The 19,983-nt window shown below is 51.2% G+C and carries 25 protein-coding genes and 3 pseudogenes; 12 read left to right on the top strand and 16 right to left on the bottom strand.

Annotation, left to right across the window (positions count from 1 at the left end):
• Positions 1–40: 40 nt before the first annotated feature.
• The 8 genes from ACKI5T_RS07520 to rluE all read right to left on the bottom strand — a co-directional run bounded on the left by ACKI5T_RS07520 (position 41) and on the right by rluE (position 7,844).
• Positions 41–1,162, bottom strand: coding sequence for a cupin domain-containing protein (locus tag ACKI5T_RS07520; protein WP_012017036.1), 1,122 nt, complete (start codon positions 1,160–1,162; stop codon positions 41–43).
• A 91-nt stretch (positions 1,163–1,253) separates the two neighbouring features.
• Positions 1,254–2,717 carry a two-component system sensor histidine kinase PhoQ gene (gene phoQ, locus ACKI5T_RS07525; RefSeq protein ID WP_407436738.1) on the bottom strand — a complete coding sequence of 488 codons (1,464 nt, stop codon included), beginning with the start codon at positions 2,715–2,717 and terminating at the stop codon, positions 1,254–1,256.
• Entirely contained in the window at positions 2,718–3,389 is a 672-nt protein-coding gene (phoP, locus tag ACKI5T_RS07530; RefSeq protein ID WP_041689375.1) for a two-component system response regulator PhoP, read from the bottom strand.
• A gap of 123 nt (positions 3,390–3,512) precedes the next feature.
• Positions 3,513–4,883, bottom strand: a complete 1,371-nt coding sequence (purB, locus tag ACKI5T_RS07535; protein WP_407436740.1) for an adenylosuccinate lyase — start codon at positions 4,881–4,883, stop codon at positions 3,513–3,515.
• Positions 4,884–4,902: 19 nt separating this feature from the next.
• The gene (hflD, locus tag ACKI5T_RS07540) at positions 4,903–5,532 is read right to left on the bottom strand and encodes a high frequency lysogenization protein HflD (protein WP_407436742.1); all 630 of its coding nucleotides are present in this window, start codon (positions 5,530–5,532) and stop codon (positions 4,903–4,905) included.
• Between the two features lie 24 nt (positions 5,533–5,556).
• Positions 5,557–6,666: a tRNA 2-thiouridine(34) synthase MnmA gene (gene mnmA / locus ACKI5T_RS07545; protein WP_407436744.1), complete on the bottom strand. Its 1,110-nt coding sequence runs from the start codon at positions 6,664–6,666 to the stop codon at positions 5,557–5,559.
• Between the two features lie 41 nt (positions 6,667–6,707).
• On the bottom strand, positions 6,708–7,181 hold the full coding sequence (locus ACKI5T_RS07550; protein ID WP_407436746.1) for an NUDIX hydrolase: 474 nt from the start codon (positions 7,179–7,181) through the stop codon (positions 6,708–6,710).
• Positions 7,182–7,190: 9 nt separating this feature from the next.
• Complete coding sequence (gene rluE, locus ACKI5T_RS07555) at positions 7,191–7,844, bottom strand: 23S rRNA pseudouridine(2457) synthase RluE (protein WP_407436747.1); 654 nt, start codon at positions 7,842–7,844, stop codon at positions 7,191–7,193.
• A gap of 117 nt (positions 7,845–7,961) precedes the next feature.
• Between rluE and icd the strand changes: the two genes are divergently transcribed.
• The 3 genes from icd to ACKI5T_RS07570 all read left to right on the top strand — a co-directional run bounded on the left by icd (position 7,962) and on the right by ACKI5T_RS07570 (position 10,920).
• On the top strand, positions 7,962–9,212 hold the full coding sequence (gene icd, locus ACKI5T_RS07560; RefSeq protein WP_059178273.1) for an NADP-dependent isocitrate dehydrogenase: 1,251 nt from the start codon (positions 7,962–7,964) through the stop codon (positions 9,210–9,212).
• A gap of 153 nt (positions 9,213–9,365) precedes the next feature.
• Positions 9,366–10,184 (top strand): hypothetical protein, encoded by an 819-nt coding sequence (locus tag ACKI5T_RS07565; RefSeq protein WP_407436749.1) that lies wholly within the window; start codon positions 9,366–9,368, stop codon positions 10,182–10,184.
• Position 10,185: 1 nt separating this feature from the next.
• Positions 10,186–10,920, top strand: coding sequence for a hypothetical protein (locus ACKI5T_RS07570; protein ID WP_407436751.1), 735 nt, complete (start codon positions 10,186–10,188; stop codon positions 10,918–10,920).
• Here ACKI5T_RS07570 and ACKI5T_RS07575 read toward each other — a convergent pair.
• The 8 genes and pseudogenes from ACKI5T_RS07575 to ACKI5T_RS07610 all read right to left on the bottom strand — a co-directional run.
• Positions 10,917–12,053, bottom strand: a complete 1,137-nt coding sequence (locus ACKI5T_RS07575; RefSeq protein WP_407436753.1) for a phage integrase Arm DNA-binding domain-containing protein — start codon at positions 12,051–12,053, stop codon at positions 10,917–10,919. The genes ACKI5T_RS07570 and ACKI5T_RS07575 overlap by 4 nt on opposite strands.
• Complete coding sequence (locus tag ACKI5T_RS07580; protein WP_407436754.1) at positions 12,034–12,279, bottom strand: excisionase; 246 nt, start codon at positions 12,277–12,279, stop codon at positions 12,034–12,036. Before ACKI5T_RS07580 ends, ACKI5T_RS07575 begins: the two co-directional genes overlap by 20 nt.
• Positions 12,280–12,311: 32 nt before the next feature.
• Positions 12,312–12,584, bottom strand: a complete 273-nt coding sequence (locus ACKI5T_RS07585; RefSeq protein ID WP_407436756.1) for a hypothetical protein — start codon at positions 12,582–12,584, stop codon at positions 12,312–12,314.
• Positions 12,584–12,973, bottom strand: coding sequence for a chromosome partitioning protein ParB (locus ACKI5T_RS07590; RefSeq protein ID WP_407436758.1), 390 nt, complete (start codon positions 12,971–12,973; stop codon positions 12,584–12,586). Before ACKI5T_RS07590 ends, ACKI5T_RS07585 begins: the two co-directional genes overlap by 1 nt.
• Complete coding sequence (locus ACKI5T_RS07595) at positions 12,970–13,395, bottom strand: HNH endonuclease (protein WP_407436760.1); 426 nt, start codon at positions 13,393–13,395, stop codon at positions 12,970–12,972. Before ACKI5T_RS07595 ends, ACKI5T_RS07590 begins: the two co-directional genes overlap by 4 nt.
• 1 nt (position 13,396) lies before the next feature.
• Positions 13,397–14,236 carry a DNA adenine methylase gene (locus ACKI5T_RS07600; protein ID WP_407436762.1) on the bottom strand — a complete coding sequence of 280 codons (840 nt, stop codon included), beginning with the start codon at positions 14,234–14,236 and terminating at the stop codon, positions 13,397–13,399.
• Positions 14,233–14,697, bottom strand: a complete 465-nt coding sequence (locus ACKI5T_RS07605; protein ID WP_407436764.1) for a hypothetical protein — start codon at positions 14,695–14,697, stop codon at positions 14,233–14,235. The genes ACKI5T_RS07600 and ACKI5T_RS07605 overlap by 4 nt, the downstream gene beginning before the upstream one ends.
• A pseudogene (locus ACKI5T_RS07610) lies at positions 14,694–15,122 on the bottom strand (chromosome partitioning protein ParB); the annotation flags it as partial. The pseudogene ACKI5T_RS07610 and the gene ACKI5T_RS07605, both read right to left, overlap by 4 nt.
• Positions 15,123–15,265: 143 nt before the next feature.
• Between ACKI5T_RS07610 and ACKI5T_RS07615 the strand changes: the two are divergent.
• The 9 genes and pseudogenes from ACKI5T_RS07615 to ACKI5T_RS07655 all read left to right on the top strand — a co-directional run.
• Positions 15,266–15,502, top strand: coding sequence for a hypothetical protein (locus tag ACKI5T_RS07615; protein ID WP_407436766.1), 237 nt, complete (start codon positions 15,266–15,268; stop codon positions 15,500–15,502).
• On the top strand, positions 15,415–15,714 hold the full coding sequence (locus tag ACKI5T_RS07620; protein ID WP_407436768.1) for a PerC family transcriptional regulator: 300 nt from the start codon (positions 15,415–15,417) through the stop codon (positions 15,712–15,714). The genes ACKI5T_RS07615 and ACKI5T_RS07620 overlap by 88 nt, the downstream gene beginning before the upstream one ends.
• Positions 15,711–16,370 (top strand): MT-A70 family methyltransferase, encoded by a 660-nt coding sequence (locus ACKI5T_RS07625; RefSeq protein WP_407436770.1) that lies wholly within the window; start codon positions 15,711–15,713, stop codon positions 16,368–16,370. The genes ACKI5T_RS07620 and ACKI5T_RS07625 overlap by 4 nt, the downstream gene beginning before the upstream one ends.
• Positions 16,367–16,675 (top strand): annotated as a pseudogene (locus ACKI5T_RS07630) (RusA family crossover junction endodeoxyribonuclease); the annotation flags it as partial. The gene ACKI5T_RS07625 and the pseudogene ACKI5T_RS07630, both read left to right, overlap by 4 nt.
• A gap of 317 nt (positions 16,676–16,992) precedes the next feature.
• Complete coding sequence (locus tag ACKI5T_RS07635) at positions 16,993–17,535, top strand: phage baseplate assembly protein V (protein WP_407436772.1); 543 nt, start codon at positions 16,993–16,995, stop codon at positions 17,533–17,535.
• The gene (locus tag ACKI5T_RS07640; protein ID WP_186752759.1) at positions 17,535–17,960 is read left to right on the top strand and encodes a phage GP46 family protein; all 426 of its coding nucleotides are present in this window, start codon (positions 17,535–17,537) and stop codon (positions 17,958–17,960) included. The genes ACKI5T_RS07635 and ACKI5T_RS07640 overlap by 1 nt, the downstream gene beginning before the upstream one ends.
• Complete coding sequence (locus tag ACKI5T_RS07645; protein WP_407436774.1) at positions 17,947–19,005, top strand: baseplate J/gp47 family protein; 1,059 nt, start codon at positions 17,947–17,949, stop codon at positions 19,003–19,005. The genes ACKI5T_RS07640 and ACKI5T_RS07645 overlap by 14 nt, the downstream gene beginning before the upstream one ends.
• Complete coding sequence (locus ACKI5T_RS07650; RefSeq protein ID WP_407436776.1) at positions 18,996–19,577, top strand: YmfQ family protein; 582 nt, start codon at positions 18,996–18,998, stop codon at positions 19,575–19,577. The genes ACKI5T_RS07645 and ACKI5T_RS07650 overlap by 10 nt, the downstream gene beginning before the upstream one ends.
• 11 nt (positions 19,578–19,588) lie before the next feature.
• Positions 19,589–19,983 (top strand): annotated as a pseudogene (locus ACKI5T_RS07655) (hypothetical protein); the annotation flags it as partial.

Genomic DNA, 19,983 nt, shown 5'->3' on the forward strand with positions numbered 1-19,983 from the left:
AAAGCCCGGTGAGCGAAATGGCTGCCGGGCTTTATCTCTCTTAGTCTTCGAAGAACCAGTATCCGCTGTTCACGAGCGCGGCCAGCATCGCCAGGAATGAGGGATCTTCCAGCGCGTCACCAAAGGTTTCCGCGTTTAATACCATATGACTCGCCAGGGCTTCGAGCGCCGGACGGTGCGGCGAATCGAGCTTCTCGCCATTGACGAAAATATCATCGCCAATACGCAGCACACGTAAGCCACCCAGACGCACCAGGGAATCTCCCTGCTGCAATGCATCGTAAATTTCATCCGGCTGATACGGTGGCTCTGCAGGCGCAACGTCCAGTTCATGACGGGACTGGCTGATAAATTCGCCAAACCACTGCTTGAAATGTTCAGGCTCGTTAATCAGGCCCAGCATCATTTCGCGCAGCTTATCTAACTCTTGCGGCAGAACGTCGGCCGGGTGTTCACGCGCAGGCACATCAGGGTCGCTGTAGCGATGACTGCCCAGCTCACGCTGCAGCACGTAATCGGCAAATCCGCTGATCATCTCACGTCCACTTGGCGCGCGGAATCCCACGGAATAGTTCAGCGAGTTCTCCAGAGAATAGCCTTCGTGCGGGAATCCCGGCGGGATATACAGAATATCGCCTGGCTCAAGTTCTTCGTCGATAATGCCTTCAAACGGATCTACCTGAAGCAGATCGGGATGTGGACAGTGCTGTTTCATCGGCACTTTCTCGCCCACACGCCAGCGACGGCGGCCCGTACCCTGAATGATAAACACATCATATTGATCCAGATGAGGGCCAACGCCGCCACCGGGCACAGAGAAGGAGATCATCAGATCGTCCATGCGCCAGTCGGGCAGGGCACGGAACGGATGCATCAAGGCTGCGGTAGGCTCGTGCCAATGGTTGACGGCCTGAACCAGTAATGACCAGTTGTTTTCACCCAGATGATCGTAGCTTTCGAAAGGCCCGTGGCTCACCTGCCATTTACCGTCCTGATGACTCACCAGTCGGCTGTCCACTTCGTTTTCCATCGCCAGTCCCGCCAGTTCGTCTGGCGAGATGGGGTCAACAAAATTGCTGATGCCGCGTTTCAGAACGACCGGGCGTTTCTGCCAGTAACGTTCGATAAAATCGGGCCAGTTTAGCGTTAAGTGATATTCCATATTATTTATTTCCGCAGGCTCTTATTGACTCGGATTATAACGGAAGCTCACAAGGCTGCGTGCGGGAATCTCGCTTTTTTCACATTCCGCGCTAACTATCGTCGGAAGAGGGGTGCTGGCGACCAAAAATAGCCTCCATCCGCGCGCCACCCAGCAGGCTATCGCTGGTTTCAATTTTGCCGTTGTACTGCTCGACAATCTCCTGGGCAACGGAAAGCCCAACTCCCTGACCCGGACGCAGCGTGTCTGCGCGTTGGCCACGATCGAAAACGACATCGCGTTTGTTTTTTGGGATCCCAGGCCCGTCATCTTCAATGATGATGTGCAAAGTGTCATCCGTCTGTTGCGCGGACACTTCCACAAATTCCAGGCAATATTTGCAGGCGTTATCCAGCAGGTTTCCCATTACTTCGACAAAATCATTTTTCTCGCCGACAAAACTGATTTCAGGCGAAATATCGAGACTAATATTCACGCCTTTGCGTTGATACACTTTATTCAACGCGGAGGTCAAACTGTCAAGCAGCGGTGCGACGGGATGCAGCTCGCGGCTTAACAGTGGGCTGCCTGAGCGCATGCTGGCGCGGTGCAGGTAGTAGCCAATTTGCTGCGAGATACGACTGATCTGCTCCAGCATTACCGGCTCGGCATCATCCACGCTCAGTTTTGAACCGCGCATCGAACGCAGCGTACTTTGCATGACGGCGAGTGGGGTTTTAAGACTGTGCGTCAGATCAGTTAGCGTGGTGCGATATTTGTCGTAGCGATCGCGTTCGCTTTTGAGCAGGCGATTCAGGTTTCGCACCAGGCTTGTCAGCTCGCGGGTGGTTTCTGGATTGAGTTTTTCGCGATTGTGTTCTTCAAGCTCGCGCACCTCTTTGGCCAGCGATTCGATAGGCCGCAGGCTCCACCAGGCGGCGATCCACAGCAGCGGAATGACCAGCAGCAGGTTAGCCGCCAGCACATACACGAACCAGCTCCAGACCATATAGGAGCGTTTTAACTCAACGGGAATCGTGTCGATAACCACAATCGTCAGCTGGGGCATATCTATCGTGGCGGGATAAAGATTGATGGCTACCGAGTGCGTCATTTCAGTGTCGTCGTCATCGTCACGGATTTCGGCGAGTTTACGCTGCATGGACGCATCATTGTCGAGCAACCTGCTGGTGGCATTCACGTCAGCTTCAATTTCATGAAAACCATTCGTTTTGAGCCATTCCGGGCGAATACTTTTTTCCAGCCACGGAACATGGCGTTGTGCCCAGAGCAGCTTGCCTTTCTCGTCATAAATCAGCGCCATCGTCGGGCTTTGCCGATTCAGATTCTCGGGCATGTCGACGCTGATGTGGTTGTTTTCCCATTTCGCCAGCGTGTAGAAGAGATTGCTCTCCCCGCGCAGCAGACGGAAGGTCGTTTTATCAAAGCTAACGCTGTAGCCCACGAGCGCCACCATGCCGTAGGCGAGCGAGAGAATCAGAACCACCGCTGCGGTGGCCAGCAAAAAACGGACCCGCAGAGAAAGGGGCAAAATATGACGAAGAAGTCTTTTCATTTAGCGTAATTCAAACAGGTATCCCTGACCCCTCACCGTCGTGATGACGTCATGCGGATGCTGCGCCTGGATTTTTTTGCGCAAACGTCCCATCAGCACATCAATCGTATGGCTCTCGCGCAGTTCGGCATCCGGGTAAAGCTGAAGCATTAATGAGTCTTTGCTCACCACTTTGCCGCTGTTGCGGATCAGCGTTTCCATAATGGTGTATTCAAACGCCGTCAGTTTGATGACTTCATCATTGATAGAAAATTCACGGCGAGACAGATCGACCTGGAATGGTGGTAGCGAGATCACCTGAGAGGCCAGACCGCTGTTGCGGCGCATCAGTGCCTGAATACGGGCGGCGACCTCTTCGATGTGAAACGGTTTGGTGACGTAATCATCTGCGCCCGCGCTGAGCACTTCGACTTTGTCCTGCCAGCCTTCGCGTGCGGTCAAAACCAGTACGGGGAGAGAGACATCATGGCTGCGCCAGCGGCGGATCAGCGACAGACCGTCTTCATCCGGCAAGCCCAAATCGACGATGGCGATATCGGGCAGATGTTCATTGAGATAATAATCGGCTTCTTTTGCATCTTCTGCGTCATCAACCTGATGACCCATTTCCTGAAGCTGAACTTTCAGGTGATGACGTAGCAAAGCGTTATCTTCAACAACCAATACGCGCATCATCTCTTCTCCCTAACATTAATGGTATGAATAGTTTAACGCTGATTATGTGGCTGTGGGGATAAACATTGAGTAAACGCTGTGGAAGGAACCCTCTTTCCGGGCGGAAAGAGGGCGGGGGCCTTATTTCAATTCATCAACCATGGTGATAGCACGGCCAATATAATTGGCTGGCGTCATCTCTTTCAGACGCGTTTTTTCGTCTTCCGGCAGTTCCAGGCTATCGATAAAGTGTTTCATGCCTTCAGCATCAACACGCTTGCCGCGCGTCAGCTCTTTCAGTTTTTCATATGGCTTTTCGATGCCATAGCGACGCATCACCGTCTGAATCGGCTCGGCCAGCACTTCCCAGTTGTGGTCCAGCTCGTCCAGCAGACGGTCACGGTTCACTTCCAGCTTGCTCACGCCTTTCAGAGTGGACTGGTAAGCAATCAGCGCGTAGCCAATACCCACGCCCAGATTGCGCAGAACGGTGGAGTCGGTCAGATCGCGCTGCCAGCGGGAAACCGGCAGTTTGCTCGCCATGTGCTGCAGCAGAGCATTCGCCAGGCCCAGGTTGCCTTCGGAGTTTTCAAAGTCAATCGGGTTCACTTTATGCGGCATGGTGGACGAGCCAATTTCGCCCGCGATGGTTTTTTGCTTGAAGTGGTTCAGCGCCACATAGCCCCACACGTCACGATCGAAGTCGATCAGGATGGTGTTAAAACGGGCGATGCAGTCAAACAGCTCAGCAATATAGTCGTGCGGCTCGATCTGCGTGGTGTACGGGTTCCACTGGATGCCCAGAGAGGTCACGAACTCTTCGCTGAACTGATGCCAGTCAACTTCCGGATAAGCGGCGATGTGCGCATTATAGTTGCCAACCGCACCGTTTATTTTGCCAAGGATTTCAACCTGTTCCAGCTGGCGGAACTGGCGCTCCATACGGTACGCCACGTTCGCCATCTCTTTACCCATGGTTGATGGGGTCGCTGGCTGACCGTGCGTACGGGAAAGAAGCGGAATGTCGCGATACTGAACGGACAGATCTTTGACCGCATCGATGATTTTGCGCCAGTAAGGCAGAATCACTTCCTGACGGGCGGTAGAGAGCATCAGCGCGTGAGAGAGGTTGTTGATATCTTCGGAAGTACACGCGAAGTGGATAAATTCAGACACCGCGTGCAGCGCAGGGATGCTTTCCACTTTCTCTTTCAGGAAATATTCAACCGCTTTCACGTCGTGGTTGGTGGTGCGCTCGATCGTTTTGATACGTGCGGCATCTTCTTCATTGAATTCTGCCACGACTTTATCGAGGTAATCGTTTGCCTCGGCAGCAAAAGCAGGAACTTCCTTGATTGCTGCGTGCGCGGCCAGTTTTTGCAGCCAGCGTACTTCAACTTGTACACGGAATTTCAGCAGACCATATTCGCTGAAAATCCCGCGCAGCGCGCTGACTTTATCGCCGTAACGTCCATCAACAGGGGAAACGGCGGTCAGTGAGGATAATTCCATAATTCGCAACTCCGGGAGGTTAACAATGAGCAAGAATTTGTTTTGCCTGAGCGGTCAGGCGATTACGAGAAAACATTAATTGCAGTCGGCCACCGCCAACCTGATGCCACAAAACGGCGGCACGGATGCCAGCCAGAAGCGAGGCGCGGACCTTCGCCTGCACCAGCGAGCTTTGCAGCACGGCAGGGGAGCCGGTCACTTGAATACGTGGACCCAGCGGGCTGATGACGTCGACGTAAATGGCGGCCATCGCGCTCATTAGCGTTTCAGATTGCAGATCGAAGTGATCGAGCTGACGCTGTAATCCCGCGATGCGATCGCCGAGCGTATCCATCGCGCCTTTTGCGCTGTTCAGCTTACGCTCTAGAACCATCAGGCTGAGCGTATAGCGTGTTAATTCTGCGTTCAACCCCTGACGATTGCTGGCATTCAGCACGCCGAGCAGCGTTTCGAGACCGAGACGAAGATTTGTTTCGCTGCCACCGAACACCCCCAGCGTTGAGCCAGGATTGAGATCGATAACGCTGTTAAGCGAAACGTGCAGCGCGTCAGCATCGCAATGCCCCTGATGCGCCAGCTGTTGCACCAGACGAGCAGACTGGCAAATTCCTGCCAGTGCCAGGGTGATGTCATAATAATTCTTCGCCACACGGGCTCCTTTTAGTGTGCTCTTTTACACCGCTGCCAGAGGCAGGCGCTGTTCAATAATACCGCCGCCCAGACAGATTTCACCGTTATAGAAAACGGCTGACTGGCCTGGCGTCACGGCAGAAACCGGCTCGTCGAAACGAACCTCAACGCGTTCTTCATCCAGTGCCGTCACGGTGCAGGGAATATCGGTCTGGCGATAACGGGTTTTGACTGTGCAACGCAGCGTACCGGTAAACGGCTCGCGATCCACCCAGTGCAACTGCTGGGCGATAAGACCGACAGACATGAGGCGCGGATGTTCGTGACCCTGGGCAACGACGAGAATATTGTTCTCAACGTCTTTGTCGACAACGTACCATGGCTCTTCGCTGCCTTCTTTTGTACCGCCAATACCCAGACCTTTGCGCTGTCCGAGCGTGTGATACATCAGGCCCTGGTGTTCGCCCACATCATCGCCATCCACGGTGATGATTTTGCCCGGTTGAGCCGGCAGGTAACGCCCCAGGAATTCGCGGAATTTGCGCTCACCAATAAAGCAGATACCGGTTGAGTCTTTTTTCTTCGCGGTAATCAGATCAAGCTCTTCGGCGATTTTGCGGACTTCAGGTTTTTCGAGTTCACCGACCGGGAACAGGCTTTGCGCAATTTGGTCATGGCCGAGCGTATAGAGGAAGTAGCTCTGATCTTTGTTGGCGTCGAGGCCGCGCAGGAGTTGGCTTTTGCCATCAACGTCTGCACGACGCACGTAGTGACCGGTCGCGATAAAGTCAGCGCCTAGATCTTCCGCGGCGAATTCCAGGAAGGCTTTAAATTTGATCTCTTTGTTGCACAGAATATCCGGGTTCGGCGTGCGACCCGCTTTGTACTCTTCCAGGAACAGTTCAAAGACGTTGTCCCAGTATTCCGCCGCAAAGTTAACGGTGTGCAGTTCAATGCCGAGTTTATCGCACACGGCCTGCGCATCGGCGAGATCAGCAGCCGCTGTACAGTATTCCTCGCCGTCATCTTCTTCCCAGTTCTTCATGAACAGGCCTTCGACCTGATAGCCCTGTTGTTGCAACAGCCAGGCAGAAACGGAGGAGTCGACACCGCCGGACATGCCGACGATCACTTTTTTTGGGCTTGCTGACATAGGAATACTCACGACATTGAACTTAAAGGCGGCATATTCTATCACGCGCCCCCACCGTTGACACCCTCTGTAAACGGCCAGTTAAATTCGCTGATAACATCAAGCGGCAAGCGGCTGCCCGTCTGATAGCAACGAATGCTTTCGGCAACCAGCGGCGAGCGCAGGTTTGGCGCGTTAAGAATTTCCTCAGCTGTGACCCACAGGCAGCGGTCAATATCGTCATCATGCGGCTCAGTGGCGCACATTTCGTTAAGTTCGATGACGAATAAAAAGCGCAGGAACGGCGTGCGGTCGGGTGCAATCCACTGATGCAGACGGATGAAATGCTGTGGCTGCGCATCTATACCGGTCTCTTCCCACAGCTCGCGTTTGGCGGCCTGGGCCAGCGTTTCGTCCGCTTCCAGATGCCCGGCGGGCTGATTCCACAGCGCTTTGCCGTTGATTGTCTCTTCAACGACTAAAAATTTGTCCTGCGCGTGAACCAGTGTGGCCACCGTAACATGAGGCTTGAACATGATTTCTCCTTATTCCGTTGCGTCGCGCCATTCCCCGTTGGCAAGGGAATCCAGCGTGTAATGACCCATGGCATAGCGGATAAGCCGCAGGGTAGGGTAACCAACGTGGGCCGTCATCCGGCGAACCTGCCGATTGCGGCCTTCATACAGGGTGATTTTCAGCCAGGCGGTGGGAACGGATTTACGCTCGCGAATCGGTGGATTACGCGGCCACAGCCACTCCGGTTCGCTGACCCGCTCAACGCCAGCAGGCAGCGTTGGACCGTCGTTTAGCGCCACGCCGTGACGCAGCGCAGCCAGCGTTTCGTCCGTTGGTTCACCCTCGACCTGAACGTAGTAGATTTTTCCGGTGCGTTTACCCGGCTGGGTCAGGCTTGCCTGCAATGCGCCGTCGTTGGTTAATACCAGTAAGCCTTCGCTGTCGCGGTCCAGACGTCCCGCGGCGTACACGCCCTGAACAGGAATAAAATCTTTCAGGGTGCTGCGGCCGGCTTCGTCCGTGAACTGCGGCAAAACATCGTAGGGTTTATTGAACAAAATGACCCGTTTTGGCGGGTTTACTGCTGTTCTTCTGGTGGCTTGTTGTGAGCTGAATCGCTCAACCCGGTGATTTCTAAAAGAAGTTTTCTTCATGGTATTTTCAGCGTGGGTCAATTGCCGCATTATAGCCTAATAACGAATGCCTTTCATGGCGCCGGACATTCAGGTACTATCGGACGGCTCATTACAAATTATTAACATAAGATCAGTAACAACCAGAAGCGCTCGAAGGAGAGGTTAATGGAAAGCAAAGTAGTTGTTCCGGCGGAAGGTAAAAAGATCACCCTGCAAAACGGCAAAATTAACGTTCCACACAACCCGATTATTCCCTTCATTGAAGGTGATGGAATCGGTGTAGACGTTACTCCTGCAATGCTGAAAGTGGTTGATGCCGCTGTTGAGAAAGCCTACAAAGGCGAGCGTAAAATTTCCTGGATGGAAATTTACACCGGTGAAAAATCGACCCAAGTTTACGGCCAGGACGTTTGGCTGCCAGCAGAAACGCTGGACCTGATTCGCGAATACCGCGTGGCGATTAAAGGCCCACTGACCACCCCGGTCGGCGGCGGTATCCGTTCCCTGAACGTTGCTCTGCGTCAGGAACTCGATCTGTATGTTTGTCTGCGCCCAGTGCGTTACTACCAGGGTACACCAAGCCCGGTAAAACGTCCGGAGCTGACCGACATGGTTATCTTCCGTGAAAACTCAGAAGACATCTACGCGGGTATCGAATGGAAAGCGGACTCTGCTGACGCAGAAAAAGTGATTAAATTCCTGCGCGAAGAGATGGGCGTGAAGAAAATTCGCTTCCCTGAACATTGCGGTATCGGCATCAAGCCGTGCTCCGAAGACGGTACTAAACGTCTGGTGCGCGCAGCTATCGAATACGCAATCACCAACGATCGCGACTCTGTGACTATTGTTCACAAAGGCAACATCATGAAGTTCACCGAAGGCGCATTCAAAGACTGGGGTTACCAGTTGGCGACTGAAGAATTCGGCGGCGAACTGATCGACGGCGGTCCGTGGCAGAAAATTAAGAACCCAAACACCGGCAAAGAGATCATCATTAAAGATGTTATCGCCGATGCGTTCCTGCAGCAGATCCTGTTGCGTCCAGCAGAATACGACGTGATCGCGTGTATGAACCTGAACGGTGACTATATCTCCGATGCCCTGGCGGCGCAGGTTGGCGGGATCGGTATCGCGCCTGGTGCAAACATCGGTGACGAATGCGCACTGTTCGAAGCTACCCACGGTACGGCACCGAAGTACGCAGGCCAGGATAAAGTGAACCCAGGTTCAATCATCCTGTCCGCTGAAATGATGCTGCGTCATATGGAATGGTTCGAAGCCGCAGACCTGATCGTGAAAGGCATGGAAGGCGCGATTAACGCCAAAACCGTGACTTACGATTTCGAACGTCTGATGGACGACGCTAAGCTTCTGAAATGTTCAGAGTTTGGCGACGCGATTATCGCGAACATGTAATCCACTCGCTGGGTTATACAAGAACGGGAGCCTGATGGTTCCCGTTTTTATTATTAGTATTCGAATGGTTATCAAAATTTTATCAAAATAAGTTGTCAAAACTCAATCAGTTGAGACATATTAAAACCATGTTTTTTATTTGGAATTTAGAGAATGGAAATTCATGTTCCTATGGAAGTGGTTGTAAGTGATGGCGAGGAAAGATTCACGGAGCTAGATTTTTACTACGGTTCAAAAGCACTTGAAGGTACATCAGAGATAATTACTGTCCTAACCAATACGATTCTAAATCGCGAAGTCGTTACTAAAATTCCTTCAATCGAAGGCATTACAGCATCTTTTCGTACCAGTTATGAAGGGTCTTTTAGACAACGTTTCATGCTTAAAATAACTGGCGAAGAGCAACGTCGTAATTACCAAGCAATTGGAGAGGGGGCATTTTTAGATGTAATGTCTTATTATCTTACAAGACCGTTATTAACTCCTTATGATTTCACGTACAGAAGAGCCGAAAGAATTGTAGAAGAGCTTCAACCAGACTATATTTCATTAATGAAGAGACTTTATGGTCCTCTTTTGAAGCTACATAAGCCGATAGAAGAGCAGAATTATACTGTTGAACTCAAACGAAGAAGAACGAATCTTGCGCGATATGATCATTCTACCCTTGAAAATTTAACTTTTGAACGTTCTGATGATGAAAGGATTATTATTGAGGCTTCCATTACAAGATTTAATCGTCTAACGGGAACGGGAAGACTTATCCTTGAAGAAGATTCGGAATCCGTTAGTTTTGAACCTTCATTTATGTGGAGGGATTTCCCGGCTGATCAAAAACGCAGGCTATCTAGAAATTTAGCCGCCAACACGGATAATGATGATTTCACTCGTTTACAACTCGAGGTTACAACAATAAGGAACTTTCTAGGGGACATTAAAAAATACAGTCTTCACCGCGTTGTAATGGATTGATATGATAAGGTATGTAGCTTTTTTAGTTATTTTTATTGCTTGGGTGATTTATTTCTCCAACTTCGATCCTTTAAATGGCTTTCCAAGTGATAAATCAGAATGGGGAACATTTGGAGATTTCATTGGAGGTGTGACCAACCCCATTCTGACGTTTTTTACTATGATTATGTTGATCAAATCTATAAATCTGCAACAAGAGGCTAACGATAGCATCATAAAACAAAACATGCAGATGCATGAAGTTTCAGAAAGACAGAAAGAGATGGATGAGCTTCGTTCTTTCGAATCATCCTTTTACAGTCTTGCTGAAGTATCTAGAAGAGAATTTGACGCCCTCAAAATCAATGGTAGAAATAAAAAAGTCTACTCGGCTGCTGAAGCAGTATCGTATTTAGAGGGCTATCTAATAAATTCATGCAAATCAAGAAAAGCAGAAAAACTATGCGAACATTTTTCTAAGTTTGATATTGAATCCTCGATGGCCATTTTTTCTGCCGTTCGTAGTTTTTACATCCTATTTAAATTTACTAATGAATCTTGCCCTGAGAAATACAAGGAAAGATATTATGAGATCGCAAATTATACGATGCCCATTAAGTTCCTTCATTTGGTCTGTTTGGCATATGTTTTTAGCGATTGGAAAGTAACTAAAGATTTTGAAGGTTTTGGTTTTTTCAATCGTAAAGGATTAGACAAGTACATCAAAGATTTTGTCGAAGTTAAAAATTTTTATTAGACATTAACAAAGTTAATCTTTTGCCATTCCTTACCTCGATCATCATGATACCGAGCCGTCTGATTGGGGGATTTATGTCCTAAGAGTTTCTGGGTATCGATTCCTTCAGCTTCGTAAAGGCGCTCAGCTAAAGAACGTTGTTCATGGAAGGTTGCTGGCGTCCCATCTCCCCAATTTATTTCTGCTTTATCACGAGCCTTACTGAAATTCATCGTTAATGTGTTCGACTTTACCTGCGCCCCTCGTTTTGCCATCGAGGTAGCACGAAAAAAATGTATCAGGTACGGACTAACTGCATAATCGCGGCAGCGTGCCACTACGTCCCTCAAACTCCAGTCAATCGCGTTCAGTCTCAGGGAAAGAGGGATTGCCAGCTTGCTTCCCGTCTTCTCTTGAACAACATGAAGATAGTCATCCCAAATATCGCTGAACTTCATATTCGAAATATCACCGAGTCGCTGACCAGTAACGAGGGCCAATAGCATTGCATTACCCATATACTGATGGCGTGCATCAGCTATCTCGAAAATCTTTTGCCATTCTTCGAGGTTGAGGCGCTGCCTGGTGATCCGGCGACGTGGCTGTTTGGTTGCTGAGGCTGGGTTATAGCCCGGTGGAACCTCGCCATAATGCTGGGCTTCCTTGAAAACATCGATCAATACTGAACGTATAACCTGCGCCATTCGTGGCTGGCCGTCTGCAACATAGGACTCCAGTATCTGGGCAACATCCCTAACATCGACGGCTGATATCAGTTTCATTCCTACGCTCTCGCGGAGGAGGGCGACAGGTTTAGCCTTTTGTTTATGAGTGTTCGGCCTGATATCACCATTCTCCAGTCTTTCATCCTGTATTTTCCAATAACGATCCAACCATGTATTTGTTGTTATCGCTTTTCCTTTGCTGGTGGCTATCCTGTCACTGATAGCTAAAACCTGCCGGGTGCGCTGTTCAGCTAGGCGTGCATTAGCTTCGATTGCTATTGCTGTTGCTTCAGCCTCGTTAGTTCCGAGGCTGTGAAACTTTCCGGTTACCGGATGTTTATAGCGCCAATAAACCTTATTAACTTTACGACTGAATAGCGGGTAAAGGTTGGGAACTTTGACGTTGTTTTTACGAGGTCGAGCTGCCATCGTTCAATATCCTTTGTAGTTTTATCGAGTCTGATTTACGGATTTCTGGTTTTGTTAGCTCACCTACAAGTTCTGCGTCCTCCCTTACTCTCCATAGCCTTCCTTGTTTCATTGCCGGTGGCGAAAACAGATTTTGCTTGGCATAGCGCCGCAAGGTATTCACAGCTGGGGGATTACTACGGAATTTCTCCTCTGCCCATTCCTCAAGCGTTAGCATCTGCTTCATGGTTTCTTCTCCACTAAACCGGCTGCACCCGGCTACTGTTTATTGAATACGCAAGATGAGCATCCGCCACGGAGTCCATCATTGCAGGTACGGCATCTTATTGTTTCGGTGTGATAGAGCTGGTGGGCCATATCACGCGGTACAATCACCGGCATTGGAACGCGAATAACCAGAGCGCGTAGCCTTTCGATTTCCAGCGCGTGTTCCAGCGCGATATCCTTCCAGTCCTGCGCTTCAGCCATCCACCAGGCCACATCGGATTTAAGGCGGCGAGTACGCCGCTGTTTGAATTTGCTTGGCATCATTAACCACCGAAAATCCATTGGTTGCCAGCATGAGCCTGAAACTTTACCGAAGTATCAGGTAGCAATAATTCCTCGACTACCTCTCCAGTTTCAACATAGTAATAGTTGCTATCAGTGACATTATTGATGAATAAACCTTCACGCTCACGTTCACTCATTCCACTAATGATTTTCATCACCTTCTTACTAATTGGACGGTAATCAGGCGCTACCCCAGCTAAACTAGCAGCGGCGTAGTTGTGATGACCGTCCATGAGGATCGTATATTGTTGGCCGCGCAAAACTATGGGATAGACCGAGACAATGAATCGTTTAAAGCGCATGGCTCGATCAGCGACCTTTTTATTATCAATATATCGCTGGCTACTGATTAGTTTTCCCCTGATCACGGCTTCACCTCCTGCGGCGGGTATTGCTCAAACCAGAACACAATTGGCTTAGTCACTACTTCAACCAGCCCGAAGCGCTCTGCGGTGCGGAAATTCATGCTGCTCCTGCGACCCCTCTCAACCTGTAGAGAAACTTGCTTCCTGAACATTTCCAGCGAATAGGATGTTTTCATGAGGTTACACGGCGCACATGCCGGGAAAAGGTTCTCAAAGCAATCAGCCTCTGGCCTGAACACTTCACCAGTAGATTTGAGTTTGAATATTCCCTTTGCCGCCGATTTCATGCACTGCTCAGATTTTCTAAGCACTGCTTCGACGTGGTCAGCGTGCCAGCCCTTTTCTGGCAATTCACAACCGCAATAAGCACAACGACCACCGAATTTCAGGCGCAGCTCTGCGCGTTGTTTCTTCGTGAGTGCCATGTCATTCCCCTTTTACTGAGATGCCAGCTGCGGCATTGACCCAAAGACATTCAGTTCGAACTTTCGTACCTCGCCCAGCGCTAATACGCGATGCCTTTTCTGTCTTTGTCCAACCGGTCAACATGTCGTTGTAAACATCAGTGTCATACCCGCTAATCATCACCATGCCTGACAGAGTTTTGGCCACAGCAAGCAATTGCTCATGTCCTTCTACGGTCATTTCGTGGTTGTAGTATCGGTTTCCCTGAACTCGGGTTTCGGGTACGTATGGAGGATCTATGTAGTGCAAAGTTGTTTTGGCATCGTGAGCGCGCATTACCGCTAGGGCGTCTTTATTTTCGATAATGACCCCCTGCAAACGCTGGCAAACCGCCGCCAAATTTGATGGATAGCGCTCCCATAAGTGCGCCGCAGTTGCATATTTTCGTTTGCTATCGCTTCTGAAACCTGAATTTCCGCCAATGCCTGATGCAGATCCGAACCCCATGCAAGCGCGAACAACCATCCTTCGTGCTCTTTCGACTGGATGGGTTGCTGGCTCACGTGCTGCGCAGAACTCTTCACGGGAATACGGTGTCAATGCGCACACATCCTGCAGGTGCTGATTCATGTTCGAATCGCGCAAAACCCGGAAAAGGTTGACCACTTCGCCATCGAGATCGTTATAGACCTCAGCATAGCTACGTGGCTTTTGTAGCAGTACACCGGCAGCGCCGCCGAATGGTTCCACATAGCATGTATGCGCTGGCATCTGCGCGATAATCCATGGTGCAAGCCGGAATTTACCACCGTGGTAGCGAATGGCTGGATGCTTGATAGAACCATGTTTGTCGATGCTCATTTGGATGCCCCCTTTCTCAAATCGATATCGCCAAACTCAGCCATTAATTTCCCGCTTACCCGCTCTACGATTTCATCGTAATTGATGACGTTGGTAGCTTTCTCCGTAAGACCTTCCGATCGCATAAGTTCGAGGCAGCGTTCAAAAGCTGATTGGTTCAGACTGTCAGGAAGTCGGAAATAAAAAGCGCCTCCTGTCATCTGTTCACGCTCAAGGTGACCATCCTCAACAAGGTGCTTAATACGGTTCATGGACTGACTATCGCTGAGCGGAAGGCGCAATGAATGCTTGCGGCCAGTGGTGCAAATGTGGGTACTCGTACGCATCCAGAAATGTTCATTACGACAAAGGCCAACTACCTTTCCATCGCCGAAGTAATTCATGGTGGCGCGGACGGGTAGTTGTTTCAGAACTGCATGCCACACTGCGCGAAGGATAAACCCATTGGATAGCTTGCTCATACCGCACCTCCCTGGCGAAGTTGAAGTGCCTTATGCTCATCAATGATTGAAAGTACTTCAGCAGCGACTAAACCCTCTAAAGTGAAAACACCTTCCTCATTACAAACTGAGGCCAAAAGCTCAACGAGGCGGCGGGCTTTCTTCACGCTAATTTCGGGAGTGATAACACTGCGGGTGACTTTCTTTTTGCCCTGGGCAGCGGCAGCGGCTTTGTCTTTCTGAAGTACATCACCAGCTTTCTCGCCGTACTCTTTTACGCGGTCAACGGCCACATCTACGGAAACAGCACCGGATTTAACTTCACGCTGCACGTCATGATTCGCGGTACTCAGCAACAGCAACTTTTCAACGGTAGCCACCGACTTATTGACGAGTTTTGCGATCTCGCTGGTGGTCTGGTTAAACGCGTTGTGAAGTTCCTGGATACCTGAAATCAGCGAACTCATGGGACAAAGCGAACCGTCCTGCCAGTGTGAATGGTCAGTGGGTTCGCTCTGAAGGAATTTTCAAAGAAAGTTTCCAGCACACTGATTACTCCAGTGTTCCTGACGGATTCAGGGGATAAACCATGAGCCTGATGAAAACTCTCGAAGCGTTCATTGCTGACAATCCTGGCTTAACCAGCCGTTTCGGGTTTGACGCTGTGTCAGCCGTCACACCGTTGAATCTGTTCAGCGTACTGTTTGCAGGCTTCACGATTACAACTTTGCAGCTCGCGTGCTGGATGGCAACCAGTACCGCTACTACGCCATTAACTCCGGAGATGGCGATAACGGGCGAAACCGTTCTTGCAACAAGACCGTAACCGCATACATCTCACAGGCTAAAAAACTTCAGGACAGAGGCATGTATCGCCGCGCAGCAACGTGCTGGCTGGAAGCCTTCCGCCTTTCTGAAGGAGGAGCCGAGCGCGAGCATTGCCTTAAACAACGTCAACGCTGCCTGCGTAACGCCAAACAGCCAACGTCACAGTGTGACTGGTATCTGGCAGGTAAATTCACCGGGGGACATGAATGAATTATTCACTGATTTATGCCGACCCAGCCTGGGAGTATGGGAACACTGTCAGCAACGGTGCAGCGGTTAACCACTACGGCACGATGAAACTGAACGACATGAAGCGCCTTCCTGTATGGGAGCTGGCCGCTGAAGATTCCGTTCTGGCTATGTGGTTCACCGGCACTCACACCCGCGAAGCGATTGCGCTTGCTGAAGCGTGGGGCTTTAAGGTCAGGACGATGAAGGGATTCACCTGGGTAAAGTTCAACGAACTGGCAGAGCGTCACATCAACAAAGCACTCCAGGCGGGTGAGGTAGAGGATTTTTACGACTTCCTCGACCTGCTGAACGTCCAGACCCGCATGAATGGCGGCAACTATACCCGTGCCAACACCGAGGACCTGCTGATCGCCACCAAGGGAAAAGGGCTTGAGCGCCAAGTGAAAAATCTCAAGCAGGTGATTTATAGCCCCCTCGGTGAGCATAGCCAGAAGCCAGCAGAGGCACGTTTACGCCTTGAACAGCTTTACGGAGACGTTCCGCGCATTGAACTGTTCAGCCGCTGCGGTGCTCCTGGTTGGGACCACTGGGGAAATCAGGCGGTGTCACCGGATGTTGAACTCGTATCAGGCTGGGCTGTACCAATTACTAAAGCGAAGGAGTATTCCGCATGAAACTCGTTCTCCCGTTCCCTCCAAGCGTAAACACTTACTGGCGTTCACCGAATAGCGGCCCGCTGAAAGGTCGCACGCTCATTAGCGAGAAGGGCAGGGCATTCCAGAGCGCAGCATGTGCAGCAATTATCGAACAGCTCCGTTGCCTACCAAAACCATCATCATCACCGGCAGCGGTTGAGATATTTCTCTTCCCACCAGATGCCCGCCGCCGTGATATCGACAACTACAACAAAGCGCTGTTCGATGCCCTTACACATGCTGGCTTGTGGGAAGACGACAGCCAGGTCAAACGTATGCTGGTGATTCAACGCGCTGGTGGATTGCCATGTCTTGATGCCTGGCTTGAGCGTAAATTCGAATGCCAGTGGCCACATAACGACTGGCACGCGAATGATTTTACTATCATGCGCCACCAACCCAATCAGCGCGTCATCGTTTACGACCCTATTTGCGGTTTCAATAACCGCGAACTGCTCATCGCTGAAGTTTCATTCACAAAAGACAATAACGGTACTCTGACAGAGCTGCGTGTCGGACCGCCTGATGCCTACCTTCCGGAGCCGGAAGACGAGAAAGCGAAGGGCGGGAAAAAACGCAAAGTGAAGGAGGACCCATTCTGATGGGAACGATGCAGAACCTTCAGCGCCAGGTGCTTAGCCTCATTGGTCGTGCGGTAGTGAAGAGCATCAATGCGGCCAGTAAATGCCAGACGGTAGATGTTGAGCTGCTGGCCGGGCAGAAGAAAGCCGGAATTGAGCATCTGGAATCCTACGGGTTTACGTCCCGCGCTAAGTCGGGCGCGGAAGCCATTATTTTGTTTCCGGACGGGGATCGCTCTCATGCCGTCGCGATAACCGTTGCCGACAGACGTTACCGGGTGAAGGGACTCAAAACCGGTGAGGTGGCTATTTACGACGATCTCGGTCAGTCAGTCACGCTGACGCGCGCCGGAATTGTGGTGGATGGGGGAGGAAAAGTCATTACATTCAAAAATGCCCCTAAAGCACGCTTTGAGATGCCAATAGAGTCAACGGGGCATATCAAGGACCAATGTGATTCTTCGGGCCAGACAATGGCGGCCATGCGCATTGCCTACAACGGGCACAAACACAAAGAGAATGGAAACACCACTGACACGCCTGATACACCAATGGAGGCATGATGGAACTCTGGCTAACGGTAAACGGCCAGCAGGTCAGCGCCAGTTCACCGCTTGACCCGCTCACCCGCGCCGTGGTGATTTCGCTGTTTACTCACCGCCGCGCCGATCCTGATGACAATGCTGATGTACCTATGGGCTGGTGGGGTGATACCTGGCCTGTGGTGGCAAACGATCGCTACGGTTCAAAGCTGTGGCTCTTACAGCGCAGCAAACTGACCAATGCCCTCGTCAATACGGTGCGCACCTATCTGCGCGCCGCGCTTCAGTGGATGCTCGACGATGGGGTGGTTTCACGCATCGACATCGATATTCAGCGTACAGGCATTAATGAACTCGGTAATCGCATCGTGCTCTGGCACCGGGACGGCCCGGTGACCTTTTCCTTTAACGACTTATGGAGTGTGATCACTCATGGCGGACAGTGAATTCCAGCGGCCCACGCTGGCCGAAAATATCAGCATGATCCGCACCGACCTGTTTGCGCGGCTGGATATTAACGATGAACTTCGCCGGATGGATGAAGATGTCAGGGCTAAGGTCTATGCCGGAGCCCTGCACACCGTTTACGGCTATATCGATTATCTGGCAATGAACCTGCTGCCGGACTTATGTGATGAATCCTGGCTGGCACGTCATGCAGCCATGAAGCGCTGCCCGCGTAAACAGGCTATAGAAGCCTCTGGCTTTATACGCTGGGACGGTGTCGCAAACAATCTCACGGTTACTGCCGGGTCAGTTATTCAGCGCGATGATCTTGTTCAGTACACCGCTCTGGAAGACACAACCAGCGCGGGAGGGGTGCTGCGTGTGCCGATTTCCTGCAATGTCACGGGCTCTGTCGGCAACAGCGACGACGGCATTCTTCTTTCACTGGTAACACCCGTCAACGGTCTGCCTTCAGGCGGCCAGGCTGACACGCTTGTTGGCGGATTTGATATTGAAGATCTGGAGGTATGGCGCGCACGTGTTCTGGAGCGCTACTACTGGACGCCGCAGGGCGGTGCAGATGGTGATTATGTCGTCTGGGCGAAAGAAGTGCCGGGCATCACCCGTGCGTGGACGTATCGTCACTGGATGGGAGCAGGCACGGTCGGTGTGATGGTGGCCAGCAGTGATCTGTTTAATCCGATTCTGGATGATGCTACCGTCGCCGCCGCGCAGGCGCACATTGAACCGCTGGCTCCTGTGGCAGGCTCCGATCTTTATGTGTTCAAGGCAACCGCGAAGACTGTCGATTTCACCATTGATTTAAACCCTGACAATGCGTCGACGCGTTCCGCTGTTGAGGCCGAACTGCGTTCGTTCCTGCTGCGCGACGGCTACCCCGAAGGTACGCTGGAATTATCGCGAATCAATGAGGCCATTTCGATTGCTGCAGGTGAGCACAGCCATAAGCTCATTGCACCGGTTTCTGATACTGAAATTGCGAAGAACGAACTGGCGGTGCTGGGGGTGATCACGTGGGCGTGACGGAAGATGATTATATTCACCTGCTCGGGGCGCTGCTTCCTCCCGGACCCGCCTGGTCAGTTGATGATGCCGCCATTAAGGGAGCAGCACCGTCGTTACTGAGAGTGCATCAGCGGGGCGACGACCTCATGCTGGAGATTGATCCCCGAACCACCACCGAACTGATTAACCGCTGGGAAAAGTGCTGTGGCCTGCCGGATGAGTGTATCCCGACCGGGACGCAGACGATGCGCCAGCGCCAGCAGCGGCTTGATGCGAAAGTAAATCTTATCGGCGGCATCAACGAATCGTTTTATCTAAAACAACTCGCCGCGCTGGGTAAGCCAGGCGCGACGATCACCCGCTATAACAAAGGCCCGTTCAAGTGCACGTCATCCTGTATCGATGCAACGTACTCAACAGAGTGGCGTTATTACTGGCAGGTCAACATGCCCGCCAGCACCGATGCCACATGGATGACCTGTATTGACGACTGTAGTACTCCGATTCGTTACTGGGGTGACACCGTCGCTGAATGTGTCATCAACAAGCTTTGCCCTTCCCATACCTACGTTATTTTCAAATATCCGTAACCGGAGACATTATGCATCGTATCGACACACCCACTGCGCAGAAAGATAAATTCGGCGCGGGAAAGAACGGCTTTACCCGTGGGAACCCTCAGACAGGCACGCCAGCAACAGATCTGGATGATGATTATTTTGACACGCTGCAGGAAGAACTGGCGGGCGTGGTTGAAGCAGCAGGCATCGCGCTCGACAAGACTAAACGCAATCAGTTACTGGAAGCGTTGTTCCGTCTGGGGGCTGGAGCCCCTGCCATTGGCGTCCCGTTCTTATGGCCATCTGCAGCGATGCCCAACACGGTTCTGCCAGAGTGGTCAGGGATGGTCTTCCTGAAATTCAATGGGGCTACATTCTCAGCCGCTACATACCCAAAACTTGCACTGGTTTTCCCAGCGCTACTGCTTCCTGAGGC

The sequence above is a fragment of the Lelliottia sp. genome (assembly GCF_045627565.1).
In the GTDB taxonomy this organism is placed as follows: Bacteria; Pseudomonadota; Gammaproteobacteria; order Enterobacterales; family Enterobacteriaceae; genus Enterobacter.

Coding starts and splice junctions, on each gene's coding strand:
- ACKI5T_RS07520 (WP_012017036.1), bottom strand. CDS start 1,162: ATGGAATATCACTTAACGCTAAACTGGCCCGATTTTATCGAACGTTAC.
- phoQ (WP_407436738.1), bottom strand. CDS start 2,717: ATGAAAAGACTTCTTCGTCATATTTTGCCCCTTTCTCTGCGGGTCCGT.
- phoP (WP_041689375.1), bottom strand. CDS start 3,389: ATGCGCGTATTGGTTGTTGAAGATAACGCTTTGCTACGTCATCACCTG.
- purB (WP_407436740.1), bottom strand. CDS start 4,883: ATGGAATTATCCTCACTGACCGCCGTTTCCCCTGTTGATGGACGTTAC.
- mnmA (WP_407436744.1), bottom strand. CDS start 6,666: ATGTCAGCAAGCCCAAAAAAAGTGATCGTCGGCATGTCCGGCGGTGTC.
- ACKI5T_RS07550 (WP_407436746.1), bottom strand. CDS start 7,181: ATGTTCAAGCCTCATGTTACGGTGGCCACACTGGTTCACGCGCAGGAC.
- rluE (WP_407436747.1), bottom strand. CDS start 7,844: ATGCGGCAATTGACCCACGCTGAAAATACCATGAAGAAAACTTCTTTT.
- icd (WP_059178273.1), top strand. CDS start 7,962: ATGGAAAGCAAAGTAGTTGTTCCGGCGGAAGGTAAAAAGATCACCCTG.
- ACKI5T_RS07565 (WP_407436749.1), top strand. CDS start 9,366: ATGGAAATTCATGTTCCTATGGAAGTGGTTGTAAGTGATGGCGAGGAA.
- ACKI5T_RS07570 (WP_407436751.1), top strand. CDS start 10,186: ATGATAAGGTATGTAGCTTTTTTAGTTATTTTTATTGCTTGGGTGATT.
- ACKI5T_RS07575 (WP_407436753.1), bottom strand. CDS start 12,053: ATGGCAGCTCGACCTCGTAAAAACAACGTCAAAGTTCCCAACCTTTAC.
- ACKI5T_RS07580 (WP_407436754.1), bottom strand. CDS start 12,279: ATGAAGCAGATGCTAACGCTTGAGGAATGGGCAGAGGAGAAATTCCGT.
- ACKI5T_RS07585 (WP_407436756.1), bottom strand. CDS start 12,584: ATGATGCCAAGCAAATTCAAACAGCGGCGTACTCGCCGCCTTAAATCC.
- ACKI5T_RS07595 (WP_407436760.1), bottom strand. CDS start 13,395: ATGGCACTCACGAAGAAACAACGCGCAGAGCTGCGCCTGAAATTCGGT.
- ACKI5T_RS07600 (WP_407436762.1), bottom strand. CDS start 14,236: ATGAGCATCGACAAACATGGTTCTATCAAGCATCCAGCCATTCGCTAC.
- ACKI5T_RS07605 (WP_407436764.1), bottom strand. CDS start 14,697: ATGAGCAAGCTATCCAATGGGTTTATCCTTCGCGCAGTGTGGCATGCA.
- ACKI5T_RS07615 (WP_407436766.1), top strand. CDS start 15,266: ATGAGCCTGATGAAAACTCTCGAAGCGTTCATTGCTGACAATCCTGGC.
- ACKI5T_RS07625 (WP_407436770.1), top strand. CDS start 15,711: ATGAATTATTCACTGATTTATGCCGACCCAGCCTGGGAGTATGGGAAC.
- ACKI5T_RS07635 (WP_407436772.1), top strand. CDS start 16,993: ATGGGAACGATGCAGAACCTTCAGCGCCAGGTGCTTAGCCTCATTGGT.
- ACKI5T_RS07640 (WP_186752759.1), top strand. CDS start 17,535: ATGGAACTCTGGCTAACGGTAAACGGCCAGCAGGTCAGCGCCAGTTCA.
- ACKI5T_RS07645 (WP_407436774.1), top strand. CDS start 17,947: ATGGCGGACAGTGAATTCCAGCGGCCCACGCTGGCCGAAAATATCAGC.